This window comes from Pantoea sp. y20 (assembly GCF_054903455.1).
The window spans coordinates 4,056,204-4,081,118 of the sequence record NZ_CM142816.1 but is presented as its reverse complement, the minus strand read 5'-3'; the positions used below and the strand labels follow the sequence as shown (position 1 = coordinate 4,081,118).

Genomic DNA, 24,915 nt, shown 5'->3' with positions numbered 1-24,915 from the left:
TGAAACATGTTTGATAAAGAGCAGAGAGAGCAGCAATCAGATTACTTCATCAGTAATAAAATTAAACGTTGCAGACAATGTCGTAATGAATTGGACTACATGGAAAAGTTCCACTTCACTGACCGGATCTGTTGCAAATGCAAGGGCATTAAATCCTTTATGTCAGACGAAGTGGAATCTACGCAGATTGATAGTGATGAACAAGTGCAACTCTCGGACGCACGGACATCTGAGCTTTATTCTGAATGGCTAAGGTTAAATAAGTTGGCTGAGAAAAAATGGCACTCTGAAAATCAGCCTGATGTATTAATAATGACCCAGCCTAAACATGATAAAAAAGATGCAGAAAGTGTGCCCTCAGAGCGAATTTTTGAAATGATTGAGCAATATGATAACGGCGAATTTGTAGCTATTACCCAAGAAGAGTTAGTTTCGATTTTCTGGGAAATATTACAACGAAGAAAAATTATCGCTTAACCGCTCTACGCAGCACCGGTTAGCGAGCTGTGCGAGTCTGCCGGGCGAGGAAGCGGAAGGGTGCGGGTCATACACTGTGATGCGGATGGAACCAATCCATGCAGATAATTCTTAATTGATATGCTCAGACGCTGACATAAGTTGAACAGGCGCGCTTTCACCGATATACCGTAAGAGAGTTCAACCCGCCCCAAAGCGATAACCGCTATGAAAATCTACGATACGAATTACGGACCTGATACCTTCGGGCGCATACGTATGGGTCTAATTACCGAAATGTTCCTGACTTTCGAAGGCTATCGTAAACCTGAAGTCGGTGATCGTTTGCGTATAGGTTGCCTTTTAAAAGGCATTATTCGAGATAGTTACACGGTTCAGATTATCGACATAGCAGAGTGTGTCGATGAACATAATACTATTTTGATAAAAGTAACTGATCTAAGCTCGAATTTTTTTAATGGCTTTTCTGCGAACTCAATTTTTCATTAGCCCCCATTGGGGGCTGTTTTTTTAGAGAAGTGACAGGTTCTCAAGTGATTTAAAGAAATCTTCAAATGGTTTTTGTCTTCTACCAAAATAGTTATAAGTACTCCCATATAACTGGATGTTCTCTTGAGTTTTAGACTCTTCATCAGATAAGTAAAAGTAGTCAATGGCAAAGTTAAGTATGTCGAATGATTGATTTTCAATGGGGTATTTAGAAGTTATATTTAAAACAAGATAAAGTTCATCTTTGTTGATTTTTTTGCTTATGAATTTATTAAGTAGCTGAGGGTTTGTGACCTTTAAGAATATTATAAATGCAAGAGGTGTCTGATATGTGTCTACGAAGCTAGCAACTTTTTCAGAACCATCCAATACAGCCAGTAAAGAATAACATCTCTCTGCCTCACGTAAGGAGCCTTCATTAATATCAAGTAAAAAACTCAGAACCTTAATGAAATCACCATTTCCCGCTAACAATTTATGTTTATGGTTTAGATGTTTAAGATGTTTAGCAATAGTTGTGTCATTATAATTTTTAGTTGCTTCTTGTGTTCGAACCTTTGGAAGAGTGAACCAGTAATTTACGAATTTATTTAAATAAGTGTGTGAGTCAATTCTTCCATATCTTTGTTCAATACTTCGCTCAAATTGGTTTCGATTCATCACCAATAAAAAAATTACCCCTTCCACGGAAAACAAGTGCTTGATCTTTTCTAATAAATCTAAAGCATAATCGGGTCTCGCTCTATCTAATTCATCAATGATGAAAACTGTTTTTTTATTTGAATCAGTATGGATTTCTTCCAAGAGGTTTTTAAAATAAGTAATATTGGCTTTTTCTTCATCAGCTGATTTTATTTTTTTCTCAACGTAGGCTTCGGCATTGTCTGTTGCCTTGTCAATAACTGCCTTGCTAATTTGACCTGCTGTTCCGCTATCAATCAAACCTGCTGTAGCTGTGCTGATCGCTATCCTCATTCCGCCAGTTAGTATTGTGGCACCCACCTTCTTGGAAGCATTTATGAACTTTTTACCGAACTTTTCTAAAGTACCATCCTCCCTTTCAATCATGGAATATATTTGCGCTGTAAGGGAAATAAATGGATCTGTTAGATAGTCATTTTCAAAGGAGTCAAAGTAAATAACATTTAATGATTCTTTTTCATCAATTTTCAATTGTGAATGCATCATTTGCACAAAAGTCGTCTTACCATTACCCCAGTTGTCGTCAAGGGCTAAAACAGGGTTTGAATCTGGCGATTTTTTTATTATACGCAAAATTTGCGCATAAAAATCCTTACGCCTAAAGATATCATCATTATCCGTAAACCCTTGAGAAAATGGAACTATCTCTTCTTCTGTCATCATTTTTTTCTCCATAAAAATTGATTTTATAAAATGGTTTGTTAATTTTTTCTCTATTACTGTCATAACCATCAAGTTAAATTTAAACATCAAGCCAAATGGTGCAAGAAAAAGTTATTTTTTGCACAAGATTTTTGACAGTCCTATTTCAGCTTCAAGCCAGAACTGATGCGGCTTGCCGATGACCGCAAAAGTGCAAAAAAAAGCACTATTTTTGTGCGCGGGCGAGGCGGGGGAGCAGTCGCGCGCTAAAGGGGGTAGGTGGTCACCTTTATTTTCACGAAAATAGCCCCAAAAATGACGCGCGCTCACGCGCTCTGTGTTTTGGTCTGGTGCTGGCGAGTAAAAACAAAGAGCCCCGCAGCATGGCGCTGAGGGGCTCTGGTGATTAGTGTGATATGAGGGCAGGTTTGGCAGTGTTCAGTCGCCGGCTTTATCTTCTGCAAGAGCGTAAGGGCTGAACTGGAAAACCTCTACGCCCAGCCAGTCGTTTACAGCCTTAAGTGATTCCATAATCGGGTAGAGCTCGTTAATGGCAAACACCCTGGCTGCTTTCACTATGTCGCCGAGCCCGCTGGTATTATTTGGCATGACACCCATCAGTTGCGGAGGCACACGGTGAATGGCCAGCATGTCATCACGCGTTGCGTCTTTAATGCCGGTGAATTCATCTTTAGCCGCAATCTGGCTGAATGGCAGGATTTGCAGGCCGTCTTTCTTCCCGCCAGCGGCGTATACAAATAAATTTTTAAACGCGCCGTTGCCGCGCGCGTCCTTTAGTGACCGTTTAAGTTTTTCCACGTCAGCGGTGTTAGCAACGGGATCGGTAAGATAGACAATTACGCCGGCATGACTGCCGTTGATGTAATAATTGCGGCGGAACAACGTAGCCTCACCGTTAAGCATGATGGATTGCAACGCGGACATATATTCAGGGGCACCGTAAATTTCCTGATGGATACTGGCGTTGCGCAGGTGGAAGACCTTGCCGGGTTCAAATGCGTAATCCTCCTGGTAATAGGTTACGAACCAGTACTGATCGAGATCCACACCACGGCGGGTATATTTGGCGAGCGTATGTTTGAGCTTCAGGGGCTGGCCGAGTCGGTTGTCACGGCGCTCAAGATAGGCGTCACCGAACACCAGATAATCCATGACAAACGCACTCGCATCCTGCCGGGACAGCAGCGGATGAGGTTTGAAACACGACATAATCACATTACGTTTGAAGACCAGCGGTGATTCATGATGAACCGCGCCGGCCAGCAGCCTTGCCAGCCCGTAAGGGCTAATCGGCGGTTCATACCATCGACCGTTGCTGGCGCACTCCATGCAGTCCTGCAAATCGCGCTGATCCATAATCGACGTGGGTTCACCAAAGCTGAATGACTCAATTCCCTGAATGGGCTCAATGGTTTCACCCTCGTGCTGGCCGCTGGCAAGCATGGTTGCTCCGTTACTCATGATCAGAATTCCTCAACAAAGCTATCAGTGCCGCTGCCGGCGTCATTACCCAGCGGTTCATTTTGTAGTGCATGCATCGCAGCCCAGGCTAAATCGCCGTGGCTGCTGCCGCGCGTGCGGTCTGATGCGTAAGAGGTCTGGCCGCTCTGCGTGACGAATTTACGGATCGTCATAAAGCTGCTCACTATGTCCATCATGCCGGCGTCATATTCAAAGCGGCCGGCACGAATAACCATCTGAGCCTTCAATACCAGCTGGCGTTTAACTGCCGGGGTGTACACGTGCATCTGTGCTGCCGGGAAGAATTTCAGTACCAGCTGGTAAACCGCTGCGCCTATGCCCGTGCCATCAATATCGATGTGCTGAACGTTATAGGTGTGCGTAAGCCGCTCGATGTATTTCGCCTGCTCTTCAAACTCCATGCCGCGCAGCTGATGGCGCTCAATGATGCGAAATTTTCCGCCCGGAGCCAGCGGAGGAGCGAGCACGACGAGTCCCGCGCTGTCGCCTTTATCGCTGCTGCCATTGGGGTCGTAGCCTATCCACACGGGGCGATTGCCGAGCGGGCGGGGTGCGTAAGGGTTCCAGTCAGGCCAGATGCCGCTGTAACCATCAACGCCGCAGCCAATCAGGGCGTTGTAGTTAAACGCGCGCTCGCCGGCGACAACGAATTTGCACATGTAGAGGTTATCGAAATCCTCATCACTGTTTTCGCTGTGGATTTCTTCCAGGTCGATTAGCGGGAAGCCCTGATCGATAACGTCCTGCACGGTGACAACCTGACGCCAGATGTTGTCGCCGCACTGTGCCCCGTTCTTCAGCGCCTTATGCGACAGGTCCAGTTCAACCTGCTGACTTTTAGGTTTTCCCCGGTTGTACAGGTCGCCATTCCAGAATTTATAAGCTTCATGCTCTTCGCTGGACGGGGTTGAAAAATATGTGCGTCGCAGCCCTACCTGCGTCGCCATACCGGCAGCCACTTTTCTCAGGTTCAGGAAATTGGCAACCCAGAACGCCTCGTCAAAATAAAGGTCGCCGGTATAAGACTGTGCGGTTGCCGCTGATGTGCCGAGGAAGTAAAGCGTTGCGCCGTTAGACAAAATGATCGCATCGCCACCCTTCAGCTCAACGCCAATGCTGCGGGCCAGAAAGATGATGAATTTTTTAAACTGGAACGCCTGAGCACGGGATGCGGACAGGAAAATCTGGTTGGTTCCTGTTTCCAGCGCGCGCAGCAGAGCTTCGCGGGCAAAGTACCAGCTTGCACCAATCTGACGGCTTTTAAGGATAAAGCGGTTACGCAGATTGCGCTGTTTGTACCAGCGCTTCTGATGCTCGAACAGCGATTCCAGCACCTGTGATCGCAGCTCAGTGATCTGCTCTGCGGAGAAGTGGTTTTTCGGCGTCTTCTTCTGCTGCTCCTTGTCCTGCTCCTTTCTTTCATCACGCGCAAGCCGCGCCAGCTGGCGGCCAAGCAGGTCAATCGTCTTGAAGTCGTGCGCGCTCAAATCCTCTTTTTCGATCATGCGAAGGTAGCGAACGTCAGTTCGCTCGAGCGCACGCTGTATGGGCGTGGATTTATCCCATTCATCCCGGCGGCGCCAGGAATAAAGCGTGTTGGCCTTCACCCCTAATCGCTGCGCGATTTGCGGGATGCTGTATGCCTGCCAGTAAAGGGCTTTGGCTTCTGTGCGGGGATCGAGTGCTGTTTTCATGAATACAGGCTATCGCGCCCGCGCGAGGTCGAATATCGCCGGCGGTTGTCACAGACGTCTCACAATTCCCTTATGTAGCGCGGGTTTGCCCGGTTGCGGAAGATAGGGGCTCAGGGTTAAAGAGCCTAAGTCAACCGGAGCAAACAGAATGCCGAAGTCAAAAAAATTCCGCGTAGCCGTGGAGGGTGCCACCTGCGATGGCCGCGTGCTGGAGCGCCAGCATATTCAGGAAATCGCGGACACTTATAGCCCGCAGGTATACGGTGCACGCATCAACCTTGAACACCTTAAGAGCCTGAGCCCTGACAGCACGTTCCGCATGTATGGCGACGTTGAAGCCGTCACCGCTGAGGAAATTAAAGACGGCCCGCTTGCCGGTAAGCTGGGCCTGTATGCCCTGATTGACGCCACCGATGATCTGGTTGCGCTGAACAAATCCCGCCAGAAAGTCTACAGCAGCATTGAGTTTGACCCGAAATTTGCGGACACCGGCAAAGCCTACCTGATGGGGCTGGCCTTTACGGACAGTCCGGCAAGCCTTGGAACTGAAATGCTGCAGTTCTCTGCCAAAGCGGCGGCAAACCCACTCGCAGCCCGCAAGACCAGTGCTGGCTGCTTCTTTACCGAAGCACTTGAAACAGCCGTCGAATATGAGGAGGCCGCGCCACAGCAGGAAAACGGCAAAAAGTTCTTCTCAAAAATTAAAGACCTGATCACCGGCGGCGAGCGTCGCTTCAGTGCAGAAACGGGTGAAATCCGTCAGGCGGTTGAGCTGGTTGCTGAATCTCAGGGGCAGGTACTGGACAAGGTGGAAGCGCTGAGTCAGCAGCAGAGCGGTATGGCGAAGGCAGGCGATTTGGAAAAGCTAAGTAATGACCTGACCGAGCTGAAAAAACTGCTCGAGACGCAGGACGGTGGTTACAGCCAACGCCCGGCATCACATGGCAGCAACGGCGTGGATAAAACAATGCTGGCTGACTGCTGATCCTACGACCAGTTAAACGATAACCCGATTAAGGAAACGTGAAATGAAATTAGAAACCCGCAAGCTGTGGGATGGTTATAGCCAGCGTCAGGCCGAACTTAACGGCGTGCCGGCGCAGCATGTAACAGCGCACTTTGCAATCGCGCCAAGCGTGTCGCAGAAGCTGGAAGATAAAGTGCAGCAGTCCAGCGAATTTCTACAGAAGGTTAACGTAGTGCCTGTATCTGAACAGGAAGGCGAAAAGCTGGGTCTGGGTATCAGCGGCCCGGTGGCTAGCGCCAATGCCGGCAGCACTGCGCGCCGTGAGCCACGCTCCGTGCATACGCTCGAAAACGATAAGTATCGCTGCGAGCAAACCAACTTTGACACCTTCATCAACTATGCCCAGCTGGATATGTGGTCAAAATTCCCTGACTTCCAGCAGCGCATTAGCAATCAGATCATCAAGCGTCGTGCGCTTGATCGCATCATGATCGGTTTCAACGGCACCAGTCGTGCGGATAAGTCAGACCCGGCTGCTAATCCGCTGTTGCAGGACGTGAATATTGGCTGGCTTCAGAAGTATCGCGCCAATGCCAAGCAGCGCGTGATGTCAGGCGTCACCATTACCAGCCGTGATGAGAGCAACAAAATTATTGCCAGCGGTCAATACGGCAACCTCGATGCGCTGGTTTACGACGCAGTCAGCTCACTGCTTGATGAGTGGTTTAAAAACGACCCCGATCTGGTTGTCGTAACGGGCCGAAACATCATGACGGCGCGTGAGTATCCGCTTATCAACGGTATCAGTGATAACAATCCGAACAGCGAAGCGCTGGCTGGCCAGCTCATTGCATCGCGCAAAACTATCGGCAACCTGCCCGCCATCATCGCGCCGTTTTTCCCGGAAAAAGCGATGTTCATTACCTCGCTCAGCAACCTGTCGATTTACTGGCAGGAGGACAAGCAGCGCCGGATGCTGAAGGATGAGCCGGAATATAACCGCGTCGCAACCTATGAATCGTCCAATGATGCATTCGTTATTGAAGACTACGGCTACGGCTGCCTGATTGAAGATATCAGCTGGGCAACTAAAGCCTGATTGGGCACATAACTCACAGTGACCCGTCGGGCAAGCCCCGGCGGGCAGGGGGAAACATGCTTACACCTGCACGCCGCCATTTTGAATCGGTCATGGCGCAGAACCGCGGAACGGCGGTTAACACGCTGGCAGACCAGACCGCCTATGAGCAGATGCTGCATCGCCTGCGCGTGGATAAAAATCGCCTTCAGGGTATTCAGGCTAACAAAGGCAAGGCGGAGGCCAAGCGCGAACTGTTGCCGAACTATCAGGGCTGGATTGACGGCGTTTTAGCGTCGGACAGCGGCCAGACTGATGCGGTGCTGACAACGGTCATGCTGTGGAATATCGATGCCGGCAACGTGGCGGAAGCGCTGCGTATCGGTGAGTACGTCATCCGTCACAAGCTGGCAATGCATGACAACTTCAACCGCACGCCGGCAGTGGTGCTGGTTGATGAAATCAGCGATCCGGTACTGGCAAAGTTTAAAGCCAGTCAGGCAGAGGTGCCGCTTAGCGTGGATCTCCTAAAGGCGTTGGACGGACTGACGGCTAACGAAGACATGCCCGAACCAGTGCGTGCGAAGCTGTGGAAAGCCATCGGCTACACCCTGCGCATCAGTGCGGACACGCAGCCCGAAGCGCTGGAATACCTGCGTAAAGCCATCGCGGAATACAGCGATATCGGCGTGAAGCGTGACATTGAAATCCTTGAGCGCCTCATCAAAGCGGCGTCGGGCGCCAGCGGAGAGGGTGATATTCCGCGCTCATCGGTCACAGCCATGACAGTCACGGGCGCAGACGCTAGCGGGCCGGAAGCCGCGTTAATTACCGCTGAGTCAGACAGTGAAAAGCCTCTTTCTGAAGGTGGTGCGTCGGAAGCGCCAGCGCCAGCTGCCGAAGTTTCTGAAACAGCGCCAACGGCACCGGCTAAACGTGGCCGTCCTGCAGGAACAAAAACAGCTGCGGGTAAAACGAAAACCAGCGCAGCTGCGGCAAAGAAAACGTCCGGTGCTTCAAAAGCCAGGACAGGAGCGGCAAAAGCCGGCAAGCCGCAGTAAACGAATGTGCCCCCGCGCACCGGGCGGCACGGTTGAGGTGAGCTGCACAGCAGTATCAGTTCAGCCGTCCACCGCCCGAACTTTGAGAGAAGAGCCATGAGCTTCGTAGCCCGTAAAGACATCAACCCGATTGAGAGTGACGCACCGGATATCAATGACGGGGGCGTAACGGTGAAAGCCGGCGCTTTCTGGCCTGAAATCAGCCTGGCAAATCTGCGCCAGTCGATGCGCCTCAACGGTCTGGTGACAACGGACAGGCTTCAGCACAACACCCGTGAAGCGGTACGCAGCGTCACACATCAGCTGGCTGACTGGAAGGCCGGGCAGGAAGCGGGCGGCTTCACTGCACTGGCCCGCGTGCCGGCAGACGAGATAGACGGGCAGTCGGAGCTGGTCTACTGCTATCAGCGCGCCGTGTACTGCACGGCCAAAGCGCTGCTGACTGAAGGGTATCGCGACGTTGACACGACAGGGCAGGGAGAGAAGCACGCGGCGGCGCTGACCTCCCAGATTGATACGCTCTGGCGCGATGCGAACTGGGCAATTCGCGATATTCAGGGCAGCGGGCGCGGACTGGCGGAGCTTGTCTGATGCAGGTGCGGGCGCTACAGGGCGATACGCTGGATTTGGTCTGTCAGCGCTATTACGGCCGCACTCGCGATATCACAGAGGCGGTGCTGAATGCCAATCCGGGTCTGTGCGAATCAGGGCCTTTTCTCTCTGCGGGGCAGGAAATCTATCTGCCGGATATAGATCCGGCGCCACAGGCGGAGACAGTGCAGCTATGGGACTGACCATGGACCGGCTTGTGTCGTTTCTTTCCTACCTTCCTTCGGCGTTTCTGACGTCGCTGGGGCTGCTGTCTCTGACGCAGTGGGCAACGCTGATCGGTGTGGTGCTGGGCATCCTGACTTATCTGCTTAACCGCCGTCATAAACAGCGCATTGAGGCCGAGGAGCAGAAGCGGACAGCCATTTTCAAAGAGATGGCCGAGCGTGCGACACAGCACGATCTGCCCGAAGTGGCCTGCGCGATGCAGGAAATCGCAATGCAGGAAACGAGGCGCAAAGTCGTATGAGCATTAAACGTAAGGCTGTGACCTGCGCCGTGACGGTGATCATCGGTCTCATGGGCGTGAAGTATGCCGGTGAAATCCGTACCAGTGAAAAAGGGCTGGCGCTGATTGGCAATGCCGAGTCATGCCGGCGCGATCCCTACGTCTGCCCGGCAGGCAAGCTGACCGCAGGCATTGGCTCAACCACATCAATCAATCCGCATCACTTTTACAGCGACGATGAGATTGCGCTGATGTGGGCGGAAGACGTTAAGACGGCGGAACGCTGCGTAAACCGTAATTTTAACGGGCGCGAGATGAATCAGAACCAGTTTGATGCCATGACTTCAGCAGCATTCAACATGGGGTGCCTGAATCTCATCTGGTACACGGACAGGGTAAACGGGCAACGGCTGAAAACCACGCTATGGCGCAATGCGCAAACTCGTCAGTGGGGTGCCATGTGCGGACGCCTGCGAGACTTTGTAAACGCCGGCGGCGTAAAGCTGGCAGGTCTTGTGAAGCGCCGCGATGCCGAGGCAAAGCTTTGCCTGACGCCGGAGGGATTATGAATCAGCTGAAGTTAAGTCCGGTTTTGATCCTGCTGATTGTGACCGTGCTGGCCATCGCGGTTGCCGGATGGGGATTTCTGAGCAGCCGCAACGCCAGAACCGAACTTAGCCAGGCACAGAAAGAGATTGAGAGCGCGGCGGCCGTCATTGGAAACGTGCAGCGCACCATGACCATTTTTAATCAGATTTCAGCGGAGCGGGCCCATGAAAAAGAATCAGATCGTCAGCAGGGTGAGCATGACCGCGCCGCGCTGCGTGAGGCCATTGCGGGTGATCGCTGCGCTGCTGAGTCTGTGCCTGCTGATGCTGAGCGCCGGCTGCGTGAAAAAGCAGATCGTATACGTGCCCGCGCAGTGTCCCCGTCTGCCGGCGGAGCTAATGCAGGCAACGGCGGTACCTGAGCCACGCATGGCGGGCTCACGACTGTCATGGGGTGAATCGCTGGAGTGGAATGACGCGCTGCTTGATGCGCTGGATAGCGCCAACAAAGACAAAGCCTCGCTGCTGAAAGCCGACAGCATCAGGGCAGGAGACTGACATGCTGAAAGCGGATTTACTCAGGGCGCTCATCGTGGCGCATCAGCCGTGGTTCAGGGATAACCCTGACCGGCTTGAGGTGTATGCGACCAGCGGTAAGGTAAACGCAGGCGGCACAGCGTCAGCATCATACCGCTATGAATATGAATTGAACGTACTGGCAATGGATTATCCCTATGACCTCGACAGCCTGACGCTGCCGGTGCTGGCATGGGCGCGCCGGCATCAGCCTGCGCTGCTGCTGAATCCGGATCTGCGGCGTGAAGGGATACGGTTTGAAGCTGAAATTCTGGATAACGACACGGCGGACGTGCTTTACACCATCAAGGCCAGTGAAATGGTGATTGTCACCTTCGGCACTGACGGTAAACCGGTAGCTAAGCACCGCGACGAGCCGGTAAACGCCGATGTGTTCCCGCCGGGCGATCAGTGGTCACTGCTGGCGAACGATGAAACGGAGGGCAGTTTAAATGGCTGATGTGCTGCTGTTCCATGAGCTCGACGCCATTATCCGTGACGTGCTGGGGGTGACCAAACCTACCACGCGCCGCAGTATGGCCCGCCGCATTGCAGGTGATATCCGCCGCAGTCAGCAGAAGCGTATAGGCAGGCAAAAGAACCCTGACGGCTCTGCGTATAAAGCGCGTCGTAAAAAGAAAATCGGCACACAGGGCGGCATCCGTTTTATTTACAAAGGTGATACCCGCAGCCTACGGAACTGGCGGCACAGTAAAGGGCGCTATGGTGATCGCATGATCACCGGATTCGATGAGGAGCGGGGCGCAATACGTTCTTTTCTGCGTGATGACATTGAGCACTATCTCAGCATTGATCTGCGCCGCAGTGAAAAAACCAAGACCCGGCCTGACCCGATGTTCCGCCGGTTGCGTCAGGCGCGATTCCTCAAAGCGAATGCTTATCCGGATGCGGCTGTCGTGGGCTTTTCTGGCCGAGCTGCAGCAATTGCCCGCGTGCACCAGGACGGGCTAAGCGACAAAGTTTCACATAACGCTACCGCGCGCTATCCGCAGCGTCAGCTGCTGGGGCTGACTGAAACGGATCTGGATGCGGTGGCAAATGCCATCACTGATGCGCTTAAGGGGGCAAGGTGAATGATTTAACACTGGCTGAGCTTAACCGCCTGCTGATGAGCATGATCCGCGTCGGCATCGTAACGGAGGTGGATTTGCTCATGACCGTGGCGCGCGTGCAGACAGGCGGGCTTCAGACTGACTGGATCCGCTGGGGTGCTGACCGCGCCGGCGATGCCGTTACGTGGTGGGCGCCATCCGTTGGAGAGCAGGTCGTGATTCTGGCTCCCGGTGGCGCGCTGGAAAACGCCTTCATTGCGTTCAGCCTCTACAGCGATTACGCGCTGCCGCCGGATAACGGCAAAAAAACAAATGTGACGCGCTACCCGGACGGGGCGATGAAAAGCTATGACCCGGCAGCCGGGCTTCTGAGCCTGCTGGCGATGAAAGCCGGACTGATTGATATGAGTGGAACGCTGACGCTGAACGTTGGCCGTCTTGTAATCAATGCCGGCGAAACAATCATAAACGGCGAAGTGGTTCAGGGCGGCGGCCAGATGAGCTCAAACGGTGTGATTGCTGATGCGCACGTGCACGACAAGGTTAAGTCTGGCGGCGATATGTCAGGGGGGCCGCGGTGAGTACCGGCTGGAAGGGAATGAACAGCGCTGACGGTGCTGTACTGGATGACGAAGACCATCTGCACCAGTCAGTTAATAACATTCTGCTGACGCCGGCAGGCTCGCGGGTGATGCGTCGCGATTACGGCTCGGCCATCTTCTCGCTGATTGACCAGCCTGACAATGCAGTGACACGCCTGAAGCTGATGTCAGCAGCCTGCATTGCGCTCTGGCGCTGGGAACCACGGCTGACGCCGGTAGCTGTGACGGTGGAAACGACGGCACAGGGGGCGGTACAGATGATGGTCAAATCCCGCCGCAGCGATAGGTCCTCAACCATTACAACCGATATCACTCTGAAGGAGGGCCAATGAGCGGAGTCATCGACTTATCACAGCTGCCGGTGCCGCAGGTTGTCGAGGTGCCGGACTATGAGGCATTACTTGCTGAGCGAAAAGCCTACTACGTTTCGCTTTTCCCGGCATCGCAGCAAGCGGCCATTGCGCGCACGCTTGAGCTGGAGTCTGAGCCGGCGCTGATGCTGTTGCAGGAAGGATGCTATCGCGAAATCCTGCTCTGCCAGCGCATCAACGAGGCGGCGGTAGCCGGCATGGTGGCATTTTCTACCGGCACGGATCTGGACAATCTGGCGGCTAACAACAACGTCACCCGCCTGACCATTACGCCGGCAGAAACCTCTGCGGTGCCGCCGCTGGATGCTGTGATGGAAGATGACAGTGATCTGCGGCTGCGTGTGCCGGCAGCCTTTGAAGGGCTGTCAGTTGCCGGGCCAACCGCCGCCTATGAATCCCACGCGCGCAGCGTGGATGGCCGCGTGCTCGACGTTTCGGCGACGAGCCCAAGCCCGGCGGTAGTTGTGCTGACGGTGCTGGCGCGGGAAGGCGACGGCACACCGCCGGCGGATTTGCTGAATGCAGTGAATGTTGCGCTCAACGGTGAATCTGTTCGCCCCGTGGCTGATCGTTTGTCCGTGCAGCCGGCAGTTATCAGCAGTTATCAGGTTAAAGCAACGCTGCATCTGTATGACAACGTGGCGGGCGCGCCTTGTCTGGCGGCCGCGAGTAAAGCGATGGCGGCTTACATTGCTGAACAGCGAAAGCTGGGCCGTAGCGTGCGCCGCGATTCTTACAGCGCCGTGCTGCGCGTGGCCGGGGTGGACTGGGTAGAACTTCATGAGCCCGCAGCGGATATGATTTTTGACCGCACGCAGGCGGGATACTGCACGGCGGTATCGGTTGAGGTGGCGAGCGATGAGGTGCTTGCATGACGATAAAAAAAAGCCTTCTGCCGCCATCTGCCACAGATACAGAAATCCGTCTGGCTGAAGCGCGTAGCGGATTAAGCACGCTGAACGTGCCGCTGCGAGATATCTGGAATCCTCACACATGCCACGTCTCATTATTGCCCTATTTGGCGTGGTCAAGATCCGTTGATCGCTGGGATGAGAACTGGACGGAGGCGGTAAAACGGCAGGTGGTTATCGATGCGTTTTACATCCATCGTCGCAAGGGAACCATCAGCGCGATCCGCCGCGTGGTTGAGCCGTTCGGTTTTCTGATTCGCGTAATTGAGTGGTGGCAGACCAATGAAGCACCCGGCACCTTTCGCCTGGACATCGGCGTGCAGGAACAGGGCATCACGGAAGAAACCTATCAGGAGCTGGAGCGCCTCATCAGCGATGCGAAGCCGTGCAGTCGTCACCTGCTGGGGATGTCAATCAATCTACAGGTGACAGGCGCACTACCGGTATCAGTCGTGAGTTACAGCGGGGACAGCGTGACGGTTTATCCGTATACCCCGGAATTAATTTCAGTGGGCGGCACTACGTGGCAGGGCGGTGCGGTTCATTTAGTGGATGAGGTGAAGGTGAGCGCATGACAACAAAATATTATGCAATTTTAACGAGCGCGGGTGCCGCGAAACTGGCGAATGCTGCGGCGCTAGGTATGCAGGTGAAAATAACTAAAATGGCTGTTGGTGATGGAAATGGCGTGCTGCCTGTGCCTGACCCAGCCAGAACTGCGCTGGTGAGAGAGGTGCGGCGTGCGGTACTTAACTCGCTCAGCGTTGACCCTGACAACACAAATCAGATTATCGCTGAGCAGGTCATCCCTGAAAGTGAGGGCGGTTGGTTCATTCGTGAAATCGGCCTGTATGATGATACGGACACGCTGATTGCTGTGGCTAATTGCCCAGAAACTTACAAGCCGCTTCTTGCTGAAGGTTCCGGACGTACACAGACTGTGCGCATGATTATCATCGTCAGTAGTACCGAAAGCGTAACGCTGAAAATTGATCCATCTGTGGTGCTGGCGACGCGCATGTATGTGGATAACGCGGTGCTGATCGTGCGTCAGTATGCTGACAGCCTGATGAATAGCCATAATGCAGCCGCAGATCCCCATAAGCAGTACGCGCCTAAAGAAAGCCCGTTATTTAGCGGAATACCAAAAGCGCCAACAGCAGCGGCAGGTAATAACTCAACGCAGCTGGCAAATACTGCTTTTGTTCAGGCCGCACTGGCTGCTCTTGCTGGCACCGCGCCGGAAGCGCTGGATACGCTAAAAGAACTGGCTGATGCTCTGGGTAATGATCCTCATTTTTCAGCAACAGTGATTGATGCTCTGTCAAAGAAGATGGACATTGCTAAGAACGGCGCGGATATAGCTGATGTCGCAGCATTTCTGGCAAATATAGGGATGGGATCTGCGGCTAAACGTGACGCCGGTACAGGTGATAAACAGCTGCCTGATATGTCTGCTTTCGGTTTTTCGCGAAATGGTCAAAACGGCTGGTCAATTCTGCCTAATGGGATGATCCGCCAGTTTGGTACGGTCACCCTCTCTCCAGCTGGAAACTTCAATAAGCAGACGCTTGGTGGAGTTGATTATTATACGCACTACTACCGCATTGCTTTTCCTCGTCAGTATCCGGGGGCGCAGGTTGCCACGCTCGCCACACTCGCGAGCCCGGCTTACACAACGCAGGGATCGATGGCGGGTAGGTCTCTGGCCGTACACCGGGACACCGATACAGGCAGTGATGTTTCAAAGGCGCGCTTTACGCTTGCTTATACGACAACGATATTAGGTGAAGCGCCTACCATTCACTTCGACTCAACAGGATACTGACGTGGATAATAATTATTTTAGTGCTGAGACGCTGGGGTTTTATCCAGGCAGCGAAGAGAAGCCTTCTGATGCAGTTGAGGTTTCACCACAGGTTGAGAGCTTCTTAAGAGAAGTGATTGTGTGGGGAGCGAGCAAATTTAAAGTCTCAAAAGATAGTGTGCAGGTGGAGTATCCAGCAGAGCTCGCTAGTTACGTAATTGAGTATGGCGCACCAAAAGAATTTTCATCGCGATAACCAAGTAAAATAAAGCCCGCAGATAGCGGGCTTTATTATTTACAGATTTACCAGTGACAGCACATCACTCGTTGAAATGCTTCCTAACCCTTCACGAATATCCTCGCTCTGCTTTTTCAGCGTCAGCGTAAACTCAATTTTTTGCGCCTTGCCGTCCTGCATGAACTCTGTACGATTCTCCCGGATACTGGTAATGGCAAACATGCCGTAAATCGTGCCTGTGCCTTCAATCAGGGGCCATGCTTTGCCGCCGTAAGCCATGGTGCGAAGCGCGGCCAGTGACACATCACCACCGGTAATTTCCGGGTACAGCGTGCCGGTAAGCGTGATCGTATCTTCGCCCGCACCTATGTACTGCCACTTTGCCGATTTCCCTACCCGGTCATTTTTAACGTGACGAAATTCTGTCTGCTGCTCCAGCGACTGATATGGCGCTGTCTGGCGCATGAAAACGAACATGCCGTAAATCATCATCATAAAATCACCTATTCTCTGTCGCGCAGCTGTGAGCGGCGGCGGTTATCACGTTCACGCAGGAGCCCGTCAAGCTCGCGGCGCACCGCTGAAGCCAGGCTCTTTTCGTCCATTTTTGCGCTTTCGTAAAAATTGATTGTCAGGTTAATCATGTCGCCGCCCGCAGCCGCGCTGATGGCGGCTGTCGTCAGGCCGTCCGGATTTGACCGTCCTGCAGGTGTGACAGGGACTGGCATAGCGGCTGAGAGTGCCCGTGTTGGCCATGTCGCTATGCCGCGCACCATGTCGCCTACGCGCTGGGTAATTCCGGCCATGCTCGATGCGGGAGTGCTAATCGTTGGCTCCCGCCAGTCACCCACAACCGGCAGCACCTGGGGATGGTCCTTAAACACAATTTCGCCGAGCTTGTCAGGATCGCGTGCGGCGGCGCTGACATCAGTGGCGCTATCAGCGGCTGACTTTTTCTTTTTGCCGGGATTGGTGCCTTTAAGTGCGTCAAAGCCTGAAGCGCTGGCCGGTGATGCGGTAGGCGGTGAGGCCGGCGGCTTGGGTGGTGCATTCTGAACGGCTGCGGCAACGGTTTTTGCCGGCACAGGATTCCATGCCTGCGCGACCATCTTTTTCTGCTTGTCGTCCCATATGTACATGACCGGCGCTTTTGGCTTAGCCGGTGCGGCGGCGTCCATGACGTTTGCGACCTCTTTGGCAGCGTTCGCCGCTTCAGGGATGGCGCCAAGTTTTTTCAGCAGGTAGCCAATACCCTCAGCCACTTTAATGATGACGCTGAGCACGCTGGAAACCGCATTGCCCACAATCACCCCGAATGACTGACCGGCTTCCGTGCACTCCTTCAGGGAGTCAGCAGATGTTTTCACCGGTTCAAAGAGATTTTTAAACCAGTTCCACACGCCAGAAATCGCGTTGCCTATGCCTTCAAACACTGGAATCAGTCCTGAAAACGCGGAGCGAACAGGGGCAAGCCCTGTGATTAAGCCGTCAAAGAATCCACTGAAAAAGGCTTTGATCGGTGACCAGTATTTCCAGATAAGGAGTGCTGCTGCTGCAACGGCGGCAACGAGCAGACCGATAGGGCTCAGCAGAAACCCAACAATGGATGAAACGCCAATCAGCGCGTATCTGACTGCCGCAAGGGGGGATGTGGCGACCCACATCAGGGTTGTTCCTATCTTGCTGGCACCGGCTGTAAAAGTGGCAAAGGTGGTCGCGGCCATTGCTGACATCTGTGCCCGCAGCAATGTCAGCGCCTGAAGGGGATTGCGGAAAGCCGATACCAGCGCCTGTCCGGCATTTTCTGCCTGCTCTTTTATCGCATTTAACGCGCCGCCTCTGAATGAATTAAGGATGCCTCCCTCATCATCATTGTCTCCGCCTTTCAGGGCGCCAAGACCTCCCCTGATCCTCTCAAGCCAGCTAATACCTTCAGCGGCTTCGCTGCCTGAGAACAAACTGATGAAGGATTTAAATGCTTCACCTGCTGAGCCGGATGCCGGGGTGATGTTTTTGAACCGTGCCGCCATACCCGCCAGTGAAGTGAGTGCGCCGCCAAAGCCCCTCCCGCCGCCAAGCAGTGTCAGGCCGAGTCGCATGGCACCCAATGGCACAAGCACCGCACCGATAGCCAGCGCCAGCGATCCCATTATGGCAAGCGCTACGCCAATGACGGCGGCAACCTTCAGGAGGGAAGCGACTACCGCGGGATTGGCTTCTGCCCACGCCCGAAAACGCTGCGTTATCTGTGTAACGTATTTAATGACGCTCATGGCGGGGCCGCGCAGCGTTTCGCCCAGGCTGCTGAAGCTGTTATTCATAGCAGCTTTGGCAATCAGATACTGCGCGGACACAGAGTCTTTGTTGATATCTGACTCGCGGCGCATTGAGCCTTTTGAGGCTTCGCCATTGACCAGCTGTAACTGCCGGTAAAGTTCGGGAAGGTTGTTTGCCAGTTTGGCTGCGTCATCACCGAATTCTTTGCCAAAAATCTGCGTCAAAACGGATGTCTGTTTATCAGGGCTGAGTTTCTTCGCAGCCTCGAGCACGGTAATAATGGTGCCCATTGCATCTGTCGGCATCGCCTTCTGGATTTTTTCAGCGCTAAGGCCAAGCGAATTCAGGCCATCGGTAAAGTTCTGTCCCTGTGTGGTGGCAATAGCGAGCTCACGCACCATCGCATTGGTAGCGCTGGCGGCAATTTCTGGCGCAGCGCCTAACGTCAGGAAAGTCGAGCCCAGCGCGGCCGCTTTACGGTAATCGAGCTTGTCTGCAATACCACCTACACGCTGTAGCACGTCGATAATGTCTGCACCCTTGGACTTTGCATTGTCATCCAAATAGTTAAGTGCATCACCGAGCTGCTCAATATTCTGCGTAGGCACTTTGTACAGGCCGGCGATTTTACCCAGACTTTCAGACAGCTCGCCAGCGGGCAGGTCGAACGAGGTAGCGGCCATTGCTGCAGTATTGGCAAAGCTCATTAAATCGGCTTTTTGCTTTTCCCAGGGATCGTCACCGTTTGACACGCCCATGCGTGCGCCCCCGGCGACCAGCGCGGCATAATCCTGTGCGCCATTTTCCATAGGGAGAGTTTCGCTGGCCGCTTTGATAGACTTTTGCAGGTCGTAATACTGTGCTGTGCGGTTGCCACTGGCGTCGCGCAGGTCATTAACCTGCTTGGCGACGTCTTTCATGGCATCTTCCATGCTGGCGTAGCTGGTTAAAGATTTAACGACAGGCGCAACCGTAGCGGCACCTGCTACAACGGCTTTCATCCCGCCGCCGGTCAGGCTGTCGCGGCGCTCTTTCGCCCTGTCATAATTACCCTGCGCGCGACTGACCGCCGCCAGCCTTCGCTGCTGTTCTGACAGTTGCCGGTTGTATTCGCCTGTCCTACGGCTGATTTGTTCTGTAGCCGTTGAACCATTACGCAGCACAATGCCGTGGCGCAGCATGGAGGAACTCAGCGCGCCAAGTTTCGCGCGTTCCTCATTCTGTGCACGGGTCAGCTGACGGATACTTTCAGATTGTCGTCTTAGCGCGGCAGTCTGCTCTTCGGTGCGCTGACTGGCCGGGCCAAAGCTGTCACGCAGCTCTTTCGCTTTGTTCTTTGCTTCGTTCAGCTGCTGTGCGGTTTTCTGCGAGGCGCGCGTTAGCCGGTCAAAACTGGCGGCGTTGCGCTCCATGCTTTTAAGTGAGGACTGCGTGTCGCGGATTTGGGAGGCCAGCGCGGCGGCGCTTTTCTGCGCGGCGCTGGCAGGACTGGTGAGCTTATTAACCGCGTCGAAGGCGACGCGGATACTGAGATTGCGATCTGTCATTCTTCGCTTCCGCTACGGGCTACCGCGCGCGAATGCCAGTCAATCAGTTCATTCACGGGCATGTCATCAAACGCGGACGGCGGCCAGTGAAAGATAACGGCGATATCTGCGATCAGTTCATCGGTCAGAACCGCCGGGCACGGTATTACGCGTCTTCCGCTTCGGTCGTGCTGGTCACGGAGGATGGCGCCAAAAAATCAGCCACTTCTTTAGAAAGTTCTGCGAAGTCGCGCACGTCCAGCAGTGATACTTCAGCTTCAGTCAGCGCCGGACTGGTGACGCGTGGCAGCAGCTTAATCAGTGAATCGACGTCGCTGGTCATGACGTCATACAGCTTCAGTCCGCGCAGGGAGCCGGTTTGCTGCATGGCTTCGGTGACGGTAACTTCTTTGATCTCGCTGTTTTTACGGATGACCGGTTTTACCAGGGCGATAGGTTTACGCATTTTTTATTCCTTTTGAACCGGCGGATGCCCGCCGGTGAATTGATTATGTAGGGTTAATTACAGGCCAATATTGGCGCGGTGTTTCTCAAGGATGTCCGTACCGTCAACCTTCCAGATCATGTTGAGAAGGTCGATCTCAAACAACTCATCGCCATCTACAGTGATCTTGCAGTAGGTATTTTTCAGCGTGTACTTGTGCTGCGTGTTATCCCCTTGCTTAGCCGAGCCCCAATCCATTTCAGTCACGCGGCCGCGCGTCTGGATTTCACAGGCTATAGCTTCGCCGGAGGCATCGTCGGAATAGGAACCAGCAAAGCGCAGCTGCATACCGTCGATGTTAGCGCCATAGGTTTTAAGCATTTCCACTGACAGGCCGCCCATAGTGAGCTCCATATCCAGCGCACCTGCTTCAAACCCCATGTGAGCGGCTACCGCGCCCACCATGCCCGCGCCCTGATAATCCTCCGTTTTACGGGTGAGCTTTGGCGTGGTGAGTTCTTCCGCCTGACCGAGAAAGCTCGCGCCGTTGAGGAAGGTGTTAAACAGAAACAGCTTTTTAGGTAATGACATTGCTTCCCCCGTTACGCTGAAAGCTGATCGAATACGGCAAAGTATTCGTCGGTGAATTCCTGCGTCAGTCCCAGCTGTTCGAGTGGCGGAACCGGCGTGTATTTGTAGCGGATGCGCAGCTTTCCATCGCGCAAATCGCCCGTGACGTTATCGTTTTTGTCATACCAGCAACTGAAGCCCAGCAGGCGGTTTGATGTAACGAGCGAAGCGCCTTTGCGGTTAATTCCGTCCACGATGTCCTTAACCAGCGACGGCGTAAGCGGCTTGTCGATATACCCGAAGTGCGCCTCAGCAATCATGTCTGCCAGAATCTGAGCGGTGCGGGTATAGCTTTCGAAGGTATAGGTTTCCGCATCGCATGTGCGGGAGCCCCAGAAGCGGAAGCCATCACGCTTAATCAGCGTGGTAATTCCTTTGCTATTGAGCTCATCGGCGTCCGTATCGGTGCCCTGAAGCGACCAGTAAACATCAGCTGAAATGCCCAGCACGTTGCTGACCACAACGTTCGACAGCGTTTTATGCCAGCCCTGATCGGCATCAATTTTCGCACGCAGACCCACGGCGTAAGCGGTGGCAGGGATGGTTTCGTTTTGACCTGATGCCGAGTTGTAGGCGATAAACTCAGGCCAGATGACCATCAGCTCGCGCTGCGCAAAGGTATCGCGATAGGCTTTGGCTTCTGCGATGGTTTTGCAGCCGTATGCGCCGATATAAGCAAACGCGCGCAGCTTTTCCGCAATGACGCCAAGCTGTGCAGCGACAGCAGCAGAGTCAAGGCCCGGAACGGCCAGAACGCGAGGCGTTTCACCGGTGCTGGCCGATGCAGACAGCAGTGCAAACAGACCGGTATAGCGTCCGTCTGCACCAGTGCCGCCGATGACAAGCTGATCCTGCGTGGGTGCGACTTCCCCCTCAGCTTTTTTGTAGGTAGATGCATCCTGCACGCGGATAACAATCACCTTCGGGCTGGCCTGATCGGAAATGGCTTTTAACGTGGTGTAGAGCGTGCCTTTTTTGCCGGCTTTGCCGAGCACGCTGCTTACGCGGGTGATCAGCACCGGCGTATTAAGCGGAAACGCTGCTGCGTCCGCGTCATCCGCGATACAGACAACACCAATCGTTGATGTGTCAATATCACGGATAAGCGTGCTGAGCTGAGTTGTCTCAGTTGTCTTCACGCCGTGATGAAATGTGTCGGTCATGGTCGTATTGCCTCTCGTTGATGAGTGGTTCCATCATCACCAGTTGCCTCATTCAGTTCACGCGCCGGTGGTTGTCAGAAGCGGCTTACAACCGCCTGTGGCTGGCGTAATCCTCGCGCGCGCGTGAGGATGCGACAGGGGGGAAACTATGCTGAACATTCTTGATAACGACTTAACACCGCGCCCGGCTTTCAGGCTGACGATTGACGGCACCGTATCGGCAAATCTGGATGCGCGCCTCATGTCACTGACTCATACCGATAACCGCGGCTTTGAAGCTGACCGCCTTGAGCTGACTATTGATGATTCAGACGGGCAGGTATCAATGCCTGCGCGCGGGGCAAAGGTCAGTGTCGCCATCGGTTGGCAGGGAGAAGCGCTGGTAAGCAAAGGGATATTTGTCGTTGATGAGGTATCTCATCAGGGGCCGCCGGACCGGCTCATCGTGACGGCAAGCAGCGCGGATTTCAGGGATGATTTCAACGTCAAGCGCGAATACAGCTGGCACAACGTGACAGTGGGGGATGTGGTGTCCGCAATAGCCGGGCGCTATAAGCTGAAACCGGCGGTGAGTGTCTCGCTAAAGGATATCGGTATCGATCACGCTGACCAAACCAGCGAGTCAGACATCAGTTTTCTCACGCGCATGGCGCAGATGCTGGGTGCTGTTGCCACTGTGAAAAACGGTTCGCTGCTCTTTATCGTGCCGGGTAAGGGTGTATCCGCAAGCGGTCGGGTGCTGCCGGCTGTGACCATCACCCGCGAAAGTGGTGACAGCCATTCCTTCAGGGTGGCTGATCGTGATGCATACACTGGCGTTCAGGCTTACTGGCTGGATCTTAATTTTGGTAAGAAAAAGCCCACCACGGTAAAACGCCGGCGGAAAAAGAAAAAGGTAAACGTTGAGCCGGCATCAAGCAAAAAGGAGGGCGATTACGTAGAAGGCGCTGAAGGGAATGTATTCGTAATGCGCCAGACGTTTAAGACCGAACGCGCTGCCCGTCGCGCCGCTGCGGCTAAATGGAATCAGCTTCAGCGTGGTGCGGCAGAGTTTAATATCACCCTGGCACGCGGTAGGGCAGATTTGTTTCCCGAACTGCACGCCAACGTGTCAGGCTTCAAGCCCACAATTGACGCGGCGGATTGGGTCATCAAGCAGGTGAATAACACGATTGATGAAAATGGTTTTATAACCGGGCTGGAGCTGGAAGTCAGGATTACGGATTGGGATGCGGAAGAAATAGGTGATGATTCGGAATAGATTATAAATCAGACATCTCTTAAACTAGGCGGCGAGTTTAATCAGAAGTGGTGAGGTCTTATGTTCACCTGCCCAAAGTGTAACGCCGCCGCAAGAACCCGTACCAGCCTGATGCTCAGCAAGGAAACACGTCGCAGCTATCACCAGTGCACGAACATGCTGTGCGGGCAGTCATTCACTACTCTGGAGACCGTAGAGAACTACCTGAACAATGTGACGCCTTCCGCCAAGGTACATGTTATTCCGGTAGGTGTTTTTCCCAAGTCTAATTACGGTGAGGAACAGCTAGAGTTAATAATTTAATAGATTTATTATCTTCATAAGGGATGGTATATGAGTAAATTATTTTATCGCTTTAGAAGCATGGAAAGTTTGTTAGGTGAATATAAAGAATTAGAAAGTCAAACCATTTTCTTTGCTGAGCCTAAAACTTTAAATGACCCAATGGAAGGGCTTCGAGACGTGTTTTGGCTTGGCGATGAAGTAGTTTGGATAAACCTTTTCAAAAATTATATCTTGTGTTTAGAACGAATGTGTTCTTTAGTTAAAATTGGAGGGGAAGAGAGGGATGTGACAGATCTTGATCTCCCAGTTTTTTCTGGAGAAATGGACTTTCCAACCAAAATGTATAAAGAATTATTTTTATTAATAGTTGATGGTTTTTTGAATAATGATTTAATAGGTTCTCTTGCCAAAAAATTATCAAAGAGAACATTCCCAGTTCGTAGGGATGAGCTTTTTTTGTATCTTGAAAAGATGCATATGTTAGCACTTTTTTATATTGATAGTATTTATTCAAAAAATGGATTGGGTAAAATATTTAATGTTCTCCATGATGATTTCAAAAGGACTGCAGAGTTATCCCTTAGCGCCGTTATTGATGATGATTTAATTTCTAAAGTTGAGGACGTAGCCTTAAATGAAGAGGATGGCGTTCGTAAAGTCGAATTATTATTAAAAACCTTAAAATCGAATCAGAGTGACATGGTTCTTAGTAGACAAGCAGAGGGGGCTATTCCTCCAGAAAGTCGAAATATGAGCTTTATGGTTTTTAATTTCCCTGAAAAGTATTTGTCACAGTTAGAGCGGCTCTTATTCCCAGAATGGTATACCGCATGCTTTATGACACAATGTCATAATTCATCTATATGGGGACATTATGGAAAAAACCATACGGGAGCATGCCTAATATTCGAATCTGAAGAGATTGATAGTGCGTTTTATTTGAATCTTAAGGGAATAAATGGTTTTAACGGTTCAGGTTACACATATTCTTTTGTAAAAAATAAGTTTTATGAAATTGATTATATTGAAGGTGTGGGGGAGGTTGACTTCTTTCGCATGCTGGGAAGGTTGCCAATACCTAAGTTGAATTCAGTTTGGTATATGCATGAAGGGAAAAGGAGTTCATGCGCAGATGAAATGAGAGAATCAATAGAATCTTGGCGAAAAAAATATTGGGACTACTTTTATAGAGATATAACTAGAAAAACTGATGATTGGGTGTATGAAAATGAGTATAGGTTAATTCTTTCTGGAATGATGCTTGATTTTAGCGATCCTAAACACAGGGCTTTAAATTATAAATTCTCATCACTAAAAGGGATAATTTTTGGTATTAAAACATCATTAGAAGATAAGCTTAAATTGATTGAAGTAATTAAAATGAAAATCAATGAGAACGAATATGCTGACTTTAAATTTTATCAAGCTTACTATGATTCAGATAAAAAAAGCATTGGTCACATTGAGTTATGGCAGCTAAACCGCAGTCTTAAAAAAACTACGGCTTAGCAGTGGTACATTTTATGCATTAA

30 protein-coding genes are annotated in these 24,915 nt (G+C 52.3%); 21 read left to right on the top strand and 9 right to left on the bottom strand.

The window, feature by feature from the left end; all coding sequences use genetic code 11:
* Positions 1-6: 6 nt before the first annotated feature.
* A complete protein-coding gene (locus ACYAC5_RS19020) occupies positions 7-477 on the top strand; it encodes a hypothetical protein (RefSeq protein WP_462062124.1) in 471 nt (156 codons plus the stop codon).
* Positions 478-987: 510 nt separating this feature from the next.
* Here the strand turns inward: ACYAC5_RS19020 and ACYAC5_RS19015 are convergent.
* The 3 genes from ACYAC5_RS19015 to ACYAC5_RS19005 all read right to left on the bottom strand — a co-directional run bounded on the left by ACYAC5_RS19015 (position 988) and on the right by ACYAC5_RS19005 (position 5,507).
* On the bottom strand, positions 988-2,331 hold the full coding sequence (locus tag ACYAC5_RS19015) for a KAP family P-loop NTPase fold protein (RefSeq protein WP_462062123.1): 1,344 nt from the start codon (positions 2,329-2,331) through the stop codon (positions 988-990).
* 417 nt (positions 2,332-2,748) lie between these two features.
* On the bottom strand, positions 2,749-3,792 hold the full coding sequence (locus ACYAC5_RS19010; RefSeq protein ID WP_462062122.1) for a phage portal protein: 1,044 nt from the start codon (positions 3,790-3,792) through the stop codon (positions 2,749-2,751).
* A gap of 2 nt (positions 3,793-3,794) precedes the next feature.
* Positions 3,795-5,507 (bottom strand): terminase large subunit domain-containing protein, encoded by a 1,713-nt coding sequence (locus ACYAC5_RS19005; protein ID WP_462062121.1) that lies wholly within the window; start codon positions 5,505-5,507, stop codon positions 3,795-3,797.
* A 148-nt stretch (positions 5,508-5,655) separates the two neighbouring features.
* On the opposite strand from ACYAC5_RS19005, the gene ACYAC5_RS19000 reads away from it, so the two are divergent.
* The 17 genes from ACYAC5_RS19000 to ACYAC5_RS18920 all read left to right on the top strand — a co-directional run bounded on the left by ACYAC5_RS19000 (position 5,656) and on the right by ACYAC5_RS18920 (position 15,814).
* Positions 5,656-6,492, top strand: coding sequence for a GPO family capsid scaffolding protein (locus ACYAC5_RS19000; RefSeq protein WP_462062120.1), 837 nt, complete (start codon positions 5,656-5,658; stop codon positions 6,490-6,492).
* A gap of 43 nt (positions 6,493-6,535) precedes the next feature.
* Positions 6,536-7,573 carry a phage major capsid protein, P2 family gene (locus tag ACYAC5_RS18995; RefSeq protein WP_462062119.1) on the top strand — a complete coding sequence of 346 codons (1,038 nt, stop codon included), beginning with the start codon at positions 6,536-6,538 and terminating at the stop codon, positions 7,571-7,573.
* 56 nt (positions 7,574-7,629) lie between these two features.
* Positions 7,630-8,613, top strand: coding sequence for a phage terminase small subunit (gene gpM, locus ACYAC5_RS18990; protein WP_462062117.1), 984 nt, complete (start codon positions 7,630-7,632; stop codon positions 8,611-8,613).
* Positions 8,614-8,709: 96 nt separating this feature from the next.
* Complete coding sequence (locus ACYAC5_RS18985) at positions 8,710-9,204, top strand: head completion/stabilization protein (RefSeq protein ID WP_462062116.1); 495 nt, start codon at positions 8,710-8,712, stop codon at positions 9,202-9,204.
* Positions 9,204-9,407: a tail protein X gene (locus tag ACYAC5_RS18980; protein WP_462062114.1), complete on the top strand. Its 204-nt coding sequence runs from the start codon at positions 9,204-9,206 to the stop codon at positions 9,405-9,407. The genes ACYAC5_RS18985 and ACYAC5_RS18980 overlap by 1 nt, the downstream gene beginning before the upstream one ends.
* Complete coding sequence (locus ACYAC5_RS18975; protein WP_462062113.1) at positions 9,398-9,691, top strand: HP1 family phage holin; 294 nt, start codon at positions 9,398-9,400, stop codon at positions 9,689-9,691. The genes ACYAC5_RS18980 and ACYAC5_RS18975 overlap by 10 nt, the downstream gene beginning before the upstream one ends.
* On the top strand, positions 9,688-10,239 hold the full coding sequence (locus tag ACYAC5_RS18970) for a lysozyme (protein WP_462062111.1): 552 nt from the start codon (positions 9,688-9,690) through the stop codon (positions 10,237-10,239). Before ACYAC5_RS18975 ends, ACYAC5_RS18970 begins: the two co-directional genes overlap by 4 nt.
* Positions 10,236-10,640, top strand: a complete 405-nt coding sequence (locus ACYAC5_RS18965; RefSeq protein ID WP_462063009.1) for a hypothetical protein — start codon at positions 10,236-10,238, stop codon at positions 10,638-10,640. The genes ACYAC5_RS18970 and ACYAC5_RS18965 overlap by 4 nt, the downstream gene beginning before the upstream one ends.
* Entirely contained in the window at positions 10,543-10,776 is a 234-nt protein-coding gene (gene lysC, locus ACYAC5_RS18960; protein ID WP_462062993.1) for an Rz1-like lysis system protein LysC, read from the top strand. Before ACYAC5_RS18965 ends, lysC begins: the two co-directional genes overlap by 98 nt.
* 1 nt (position 10,777) lies before the next feature.
* Positions 10,778-11,254: a phage tail protein gene (locus tag ACYAC5_RS18955; RefSeq protein WP_462062109.1), complete on the top strand. Its 477-nt coding sequence runs from the start codon at positions 10,778-10,780 to the stop codon at positions 11,252-11,254.
* Positions 11,247-11,888, top strand: coding sequence for a phage virion morphogenesis protein (locus ACYAC5_RS18950; RefSeq protein ID WP_462062108.1), 642 nt, complete (start codon positions 11,247-11,249; stop codon positions 11,886-11,888). Before ACYAC5_RS18955 ends, ACYAC5_RS18950 begins: the two co-directional genes overlap by 8 nt.
* Positions 11,885-12,448, top strand: a complete 564-nt coding sequence (locus ACYAC5_RS18945) for a phage baseplate assembly protein V (protein WP_462062106.1) — start codon at positions 11,885-11,887, stop codon at positions 12,446-12,448. The genes ACYAC5_RS18950 and ACYAC5_RS18945 overlap by 4 nt, the downstream gene beginning before the upstream one ends.
* Positions 12,445-12,801, top strand: a complete 357-nt coding sequence (locus tag ACYAC5_RS18940) for a GPW/gp25 family protein (RefSeq protein WP_462062105.1) — start codon at positions 12,445-12,447, stop codon at positions 12,799-12,801. The genes ACYAC5_RS18945 and ACYAC5_RS18940 overlap by 4 nt, the downstream gene beginning before the upstream one ends.
* The gene (locus ACYAC5_RS18935) at positions 12,798-13,715 is read left to right on the top strand and encodes a baseplate J/gp47 family protein (RefSeq protein WP_462062104.1); all 918 of its coding nucleotides are present in this window, start codon (positions 12,798-12,800) and stop codon (positions 13,713-13,715) included. Before ACYAC5_RS18940 ends, ACYAC5_RS18935 begins: the two co-directional genes overlap by 4 nt.
* The gene (locus ACYAC5_RS18930; protein WP_462062103.1) at positions 13,712-14,326 is read left to right on the top strand and encodes a phage tail protein I; all 615 of its coding nucleotides are present in this window, start codon (positions 13,712-13,714) and stop codon (positions 14,324-14,326) included. The genes ACYAC5_RS18935 and ACYAC5_RS18930 overlap by 4 nt, the downstream gene beginning before the upstream one ends.
* Complete coding sequence (locus ACYAC5_RS18925) at positions 14,323-15,579, top strand: phage tail protein (protein ID WP_462062102.1); 1,257 nt, start codon at positions 14,323-14,325, stop codon at positions 15,577-15,579. Before ACYAC5_RS18930 ends, ACYAC5_RS18925 begins: the two co-directional genes overlap by 4 nt.
* A 1-nt stretch (position 15,580) precedes the next feature.
* On the top strand, positions 15,581-15,814 hold the full coding sequence (locus ACYAC5_RS18920; RefSeq protein ID WP_462062101.1) for a hypothetical protein: 234 nt from the start codon (positions 15,581-15,583) through the stop codon (positions 15,812-15,814).
* 39 nt (positions 15,815-15,853) lie between these two features.
* On the opposite strand, the gene ACYAC5_RS18915 is transcribed toward ACYAC5_RS18920, so the two are convergent.
* Genes ACYAC5_RS18915 through ACYAC5_RS18890 form a run of 6 tightly spaced genes read right to left on the bottom strand, consistent with a single transcriptional unit; the run spans position 15,854 to position 21,837 of the window.
* Positions 15,854-16,291, bottom strand: coding sequence for a phage tail protein (locus ACYAC5_RS18915; RefSeq protein WP_462062100.1), 438 nt, complete (start codon positions 16,289-16,291; stop codon positions 15,854-15,856).
* A gap of 8 nt (positions 16,292-16,299) precedes the next feature.
* The gene (locus ACYAC5_RS18910; RefSeq protein ID WP_462062099.1) at positions 16,300-19,620 is read right to left on the bottom strand and encodes a phage tail tape measure protein; all 3,321 of its coding nucleotides are present in this window, start codon (positions 19,618-19,620) and stop codon (positions 16,300-16,302) included.
* Positions 19,617-19,733, bottom strand: coding sequence for a GpE family phage tail protein (locus ACYAC5_RS18905; RefSeq protein WP_222213558.1), 117 nt, complete (start codon positions 19,731-19,733; stop codon positions 19,617-19,619). The genes ACYAC5_RS18910 and ACYAC5_RS18905 overlap by 4 nt, the downstream gene beginning before the upstream one ends.
* A 32-nt stretch (positions 19,734-19,765) precedes the next feature.
* Positions 19,766-20,065: a phage tail assembly protein gene (locus ACYAC5_RS18900; protein ID WP_222213456.1), complete on the bottom strand. Its 300-nt coding sequence runs from the start codon at positions 20,063-20,065 to the stop codon at positions 19,766-19,768.
* Between the two features lie 57 nt (positions 20,066-20,122).
* A complete protein-coding gene (locus ACYAC5_RS18895; protein WP_462062097.1) occupies positions 20,123-20,635 on the bottom strand; it encodes a phage major tail tube protein in 513 nt (170 codons plus the stop codon).
* A gap of 11 nt (positions 20,636-20,646) precedes the next feature.
* The gene (locus ACYAC5_RS18890) at positions 20,647-21,837 is read right to left on the bottom strand and encodes a phage tail sheath subtilisin-like domain-containing protein (protein WP_462062096.1); all 1,191 of its coding nucleotides are present in this window, start codon (positions 21,835-21,837) and stop codon (positions 20,647-20,649) included.
* A 148-nt stretch (positions 21,838-21,985) separates the two neighbouring features.
* Between ACYAC5_RS18890 and ACYAC5_RS18885 the strand changes: the two genes are divergently transcribed.
* The 3 genes from ACYAC5_RS18885 to ACYAC5_RS18875 are packed head-to-tail and all read left to right on the top strand — an operon-like array spanning position 21,986 to position 24,892.
* The gene (locus tag ACYAC5_RS18885) at positions 21,986-23,098 is read left to right on the top strand and encodes a phage late control D family protein (RefSeq protein ID WP_462062095.1); all 1,113 of its coding nucleotides are present in this window, start codon (positions 21,986-21,988) and stop codon (positions 23,096-23,098) included.
* Positions 23,099-23,158: 60 nt separating this feature from the next.
* Positions 23,159-23,401 carry an ogr/Delta-like zinc finger family protein gene (locus tag ACYAC5_RS18880; protein WP_462062094.1) on the top strand — a complete coding sequence of 81 codons (243 nt, stop codon included), beginning with the start codon at positions 23,159-23,161 and terminating at the stop codon, positions 23,399-23,401.
* A 30-nt stretch (positions 23,402-23,431) separates the two neighbouring features.
* The gene (locus tag ACYAC5_RS18875) at positions 23,432-24,892 is read left to right on the top strand and encodes a DUF2971 domain-containing protein (RefSeq protein WP_462062092.1); all 1,461 of its coding nucleotides are present in this window, start codon (positions 23,432-23,434) and stop codon (positions 24,890-24,892) included.
* Positions 24,893-24,915: the final 23 nt, after the last annotated feature.

What these genes read in the sequence shown, in the direction of transcription:
- ACYAC5_RS19015 (WP_462062123.1), bottom strand. Translation starts at nt 2,331, where the DNA reads ATGATGACAGAAGAAGAGATAGTTCCATTTTCTCAAGGGTTTACGGAT.
- ACYAC5_RS18875 (WP_462062092.1), top strand. Translation starts at nt 23,432, where the DNA reads ATGAGTAAATTATTTTATCGCTTTAGAAGCATGGAAAGTTTGTTAGGT.
- ACYAC5_RS18900 (WP_222213456.1), bottom strand. Translation starts at nt 20,065, where the DNA reads ATGCGTAAACCTATCGCCCTGGTAAAACCGGTCATCCGTAAAAACAGC.
- ACYAC5_RS18885 (WP_462062095.1), top strand. Translation starts at nt 21,986, where the DNA reads ATGCTGAACATTCTTGATAACGACTTAACACCGCGCCCGGCTTTCAGG.
- ACYAC5_RS18955 (WP_462062109.1), top strand. Translation starts at nt 10,778, where the DNA reads ATGCTGAAAGCGGATTTACTCAGGGCGCTCATCGTGGCGCATCAGCCG.
- ACYAC5_RS18965 (WP_462063009.1), top strand. Translation starts at nt 10,236, where the DNA reads ATGAATCAGCTGAAGTTAAGTCCGGTTTTGATCCTGCTGATTGTGACC.
- ACYAC5_RS18975 (WP_462062113.1), top strand. Translation starts at nt 9,398, where the DNA reads ATGGGACTGACCATGGACCGGCTTGTGTCGTTTCTTTCCTACCTTCCT.
- ACYAC5_RS19000 (WP_462062120.1), top strand. Translation starts at nt 5,656, where the DNA reads ATGCCGAAGTCAAAAAAATTCCGCGTAGCCGTGGAGGGTGCCACCTGC.
- ACYAC5_RS18980 (WP_462062114.1), top strand. Translation starts at nt 9,204, where the DNA reads ATGCAGGTGCGGGCGCTACAGGGCGATACGCTGGATTTGGTCTGTCAG.
- gpM (WP_462062117.1), top strand. Translation starts at nt 7,630, where the DNA reads ATGCTTACACCTGCACGCCGCCATTTTGAATCGGTCATGGCGCAGAAC.
- ACYAC5_RS18915 (WP_462062100.1), bottom strand. Translation starts at nt 16,291, where the DNA reads ATGATGATGATTTACGGCATGTTCGTTTTCATGCGCCAGACAGCGCCA.
- ACYAC5_RS19020 (WP_462062124.1), top strand. Translation starts at nt 7, where the DNA reads ATGTTTGATAAAGAGCAGAGAGAGCAGCAATCAGATTACTTCATCAGT.
- ACYAC5_RS18880 (WP_462062094.1), top strand. Translation starts at nt 23,159, where the DNA reads ATGTTCACCTGCCCAAAGTGTAACGCCGCCGCAAGAACCCGTACCAGC.
- ACYAC5_RS19005 (WP_462062121.1), bottom strand. Translation starts at nt 5,507, where the DNA reads ATGAAAACAGCACTCGATCCCCGCACAGAAGCCAAAGCCCTTTACTGG.
- ACYAC5_RS18925 (WP_462062102.1), top strand. Translation starts at nt 14,323, where the DNA reads ATGACAACAAAATATTATGCAATTTTAACGAGCGCGGGTGCCGCGAAA.
- ACYAC5_RS18890 (WP_462062096.1), bottom strand. Translation starts at nt 21,837, where the DNA reads ATGACCGACACATTTCATCACGGCGTGAAGACAACTGAGACAACTCAG.
- lysC (WP_462062993.1), top strand. Translation starts at nt 10,543, where the DNA reads ATGCTGAGCGCCGGCTGCGTGAAAAAGCAGATCGTATACGTGCCCGCG.
- ACYAC5_RS19010 (WP_462062122.1), bottom strand. Translation starts at nt 3,792, where the DNA reads ATGAGTAACGGAGCAACCATGCTTGCCAGCGGCCAGCACGAGGGTGAA.
- ACYAC5_RS18895 (WP_462062097.1), bottom strand. Translation starts at nt 20,635, where the DNA reads ATGTCATTACCTAAAAAGCTGTTTCTGTTTAACACCTTCCTCAACGGC.
- ACYAC5_RS18950 (WP_462062108.1), top strand. Translation starts at nt 11,247, where the DNA reads ATGGCTGATGTGCTGCTGTTCCATGAGCTCGACGCCATTATCCGTGAC.
- ACYAC5_RS18930 (WP_462062103.1), top strand. Translation starts at nt 13,712, where the DNA reads ATGACGATAAAAAAAAGCCTTCTGCCGCCATCTGCCACAGATACAGAA.
- ACYAC5_RS18985 (WP_462062116.1), top strand. Translation starts at nt 8,710, where the DNA reads ATGAGCTTCGTAGCCCGTAAAGACATCAACCCGATTGAGAGTGACGCA.
- ACYAC5_RS18970 (WP_462062111.1), top strand. Translation starts at nt 9,688, where the DNA reads ATGAGCATTAAACGTAAGGCTGTGACCTGCGCCGTGACGGTGATCATC.
- ACYAC5_RS18995 (WP_462062119.1), top strand. Translation starts at nt 6,536, where the DNA reads ATGAAATTAGAAACCCGCAAGCTGTGGGATGGTTATAGCCAGCGTCAG.
- ACYAC5_RS18935 (WP_462062104.1), top strand. Translation starts at nt 12,798, where the DNA reads ATGAGCGGAGTCATCGACTTATCACAGCTGCCGGTGCCGCAGGTTGTC.
- ACYAC5_RS18910 (WP_462062099.1), bottom strand. Translation starts at nt 19,620, where the DNA reads ATGACAGATCGCAATCTCAGTATCCGCGTCGCCTTCGACGCGGTTAAT.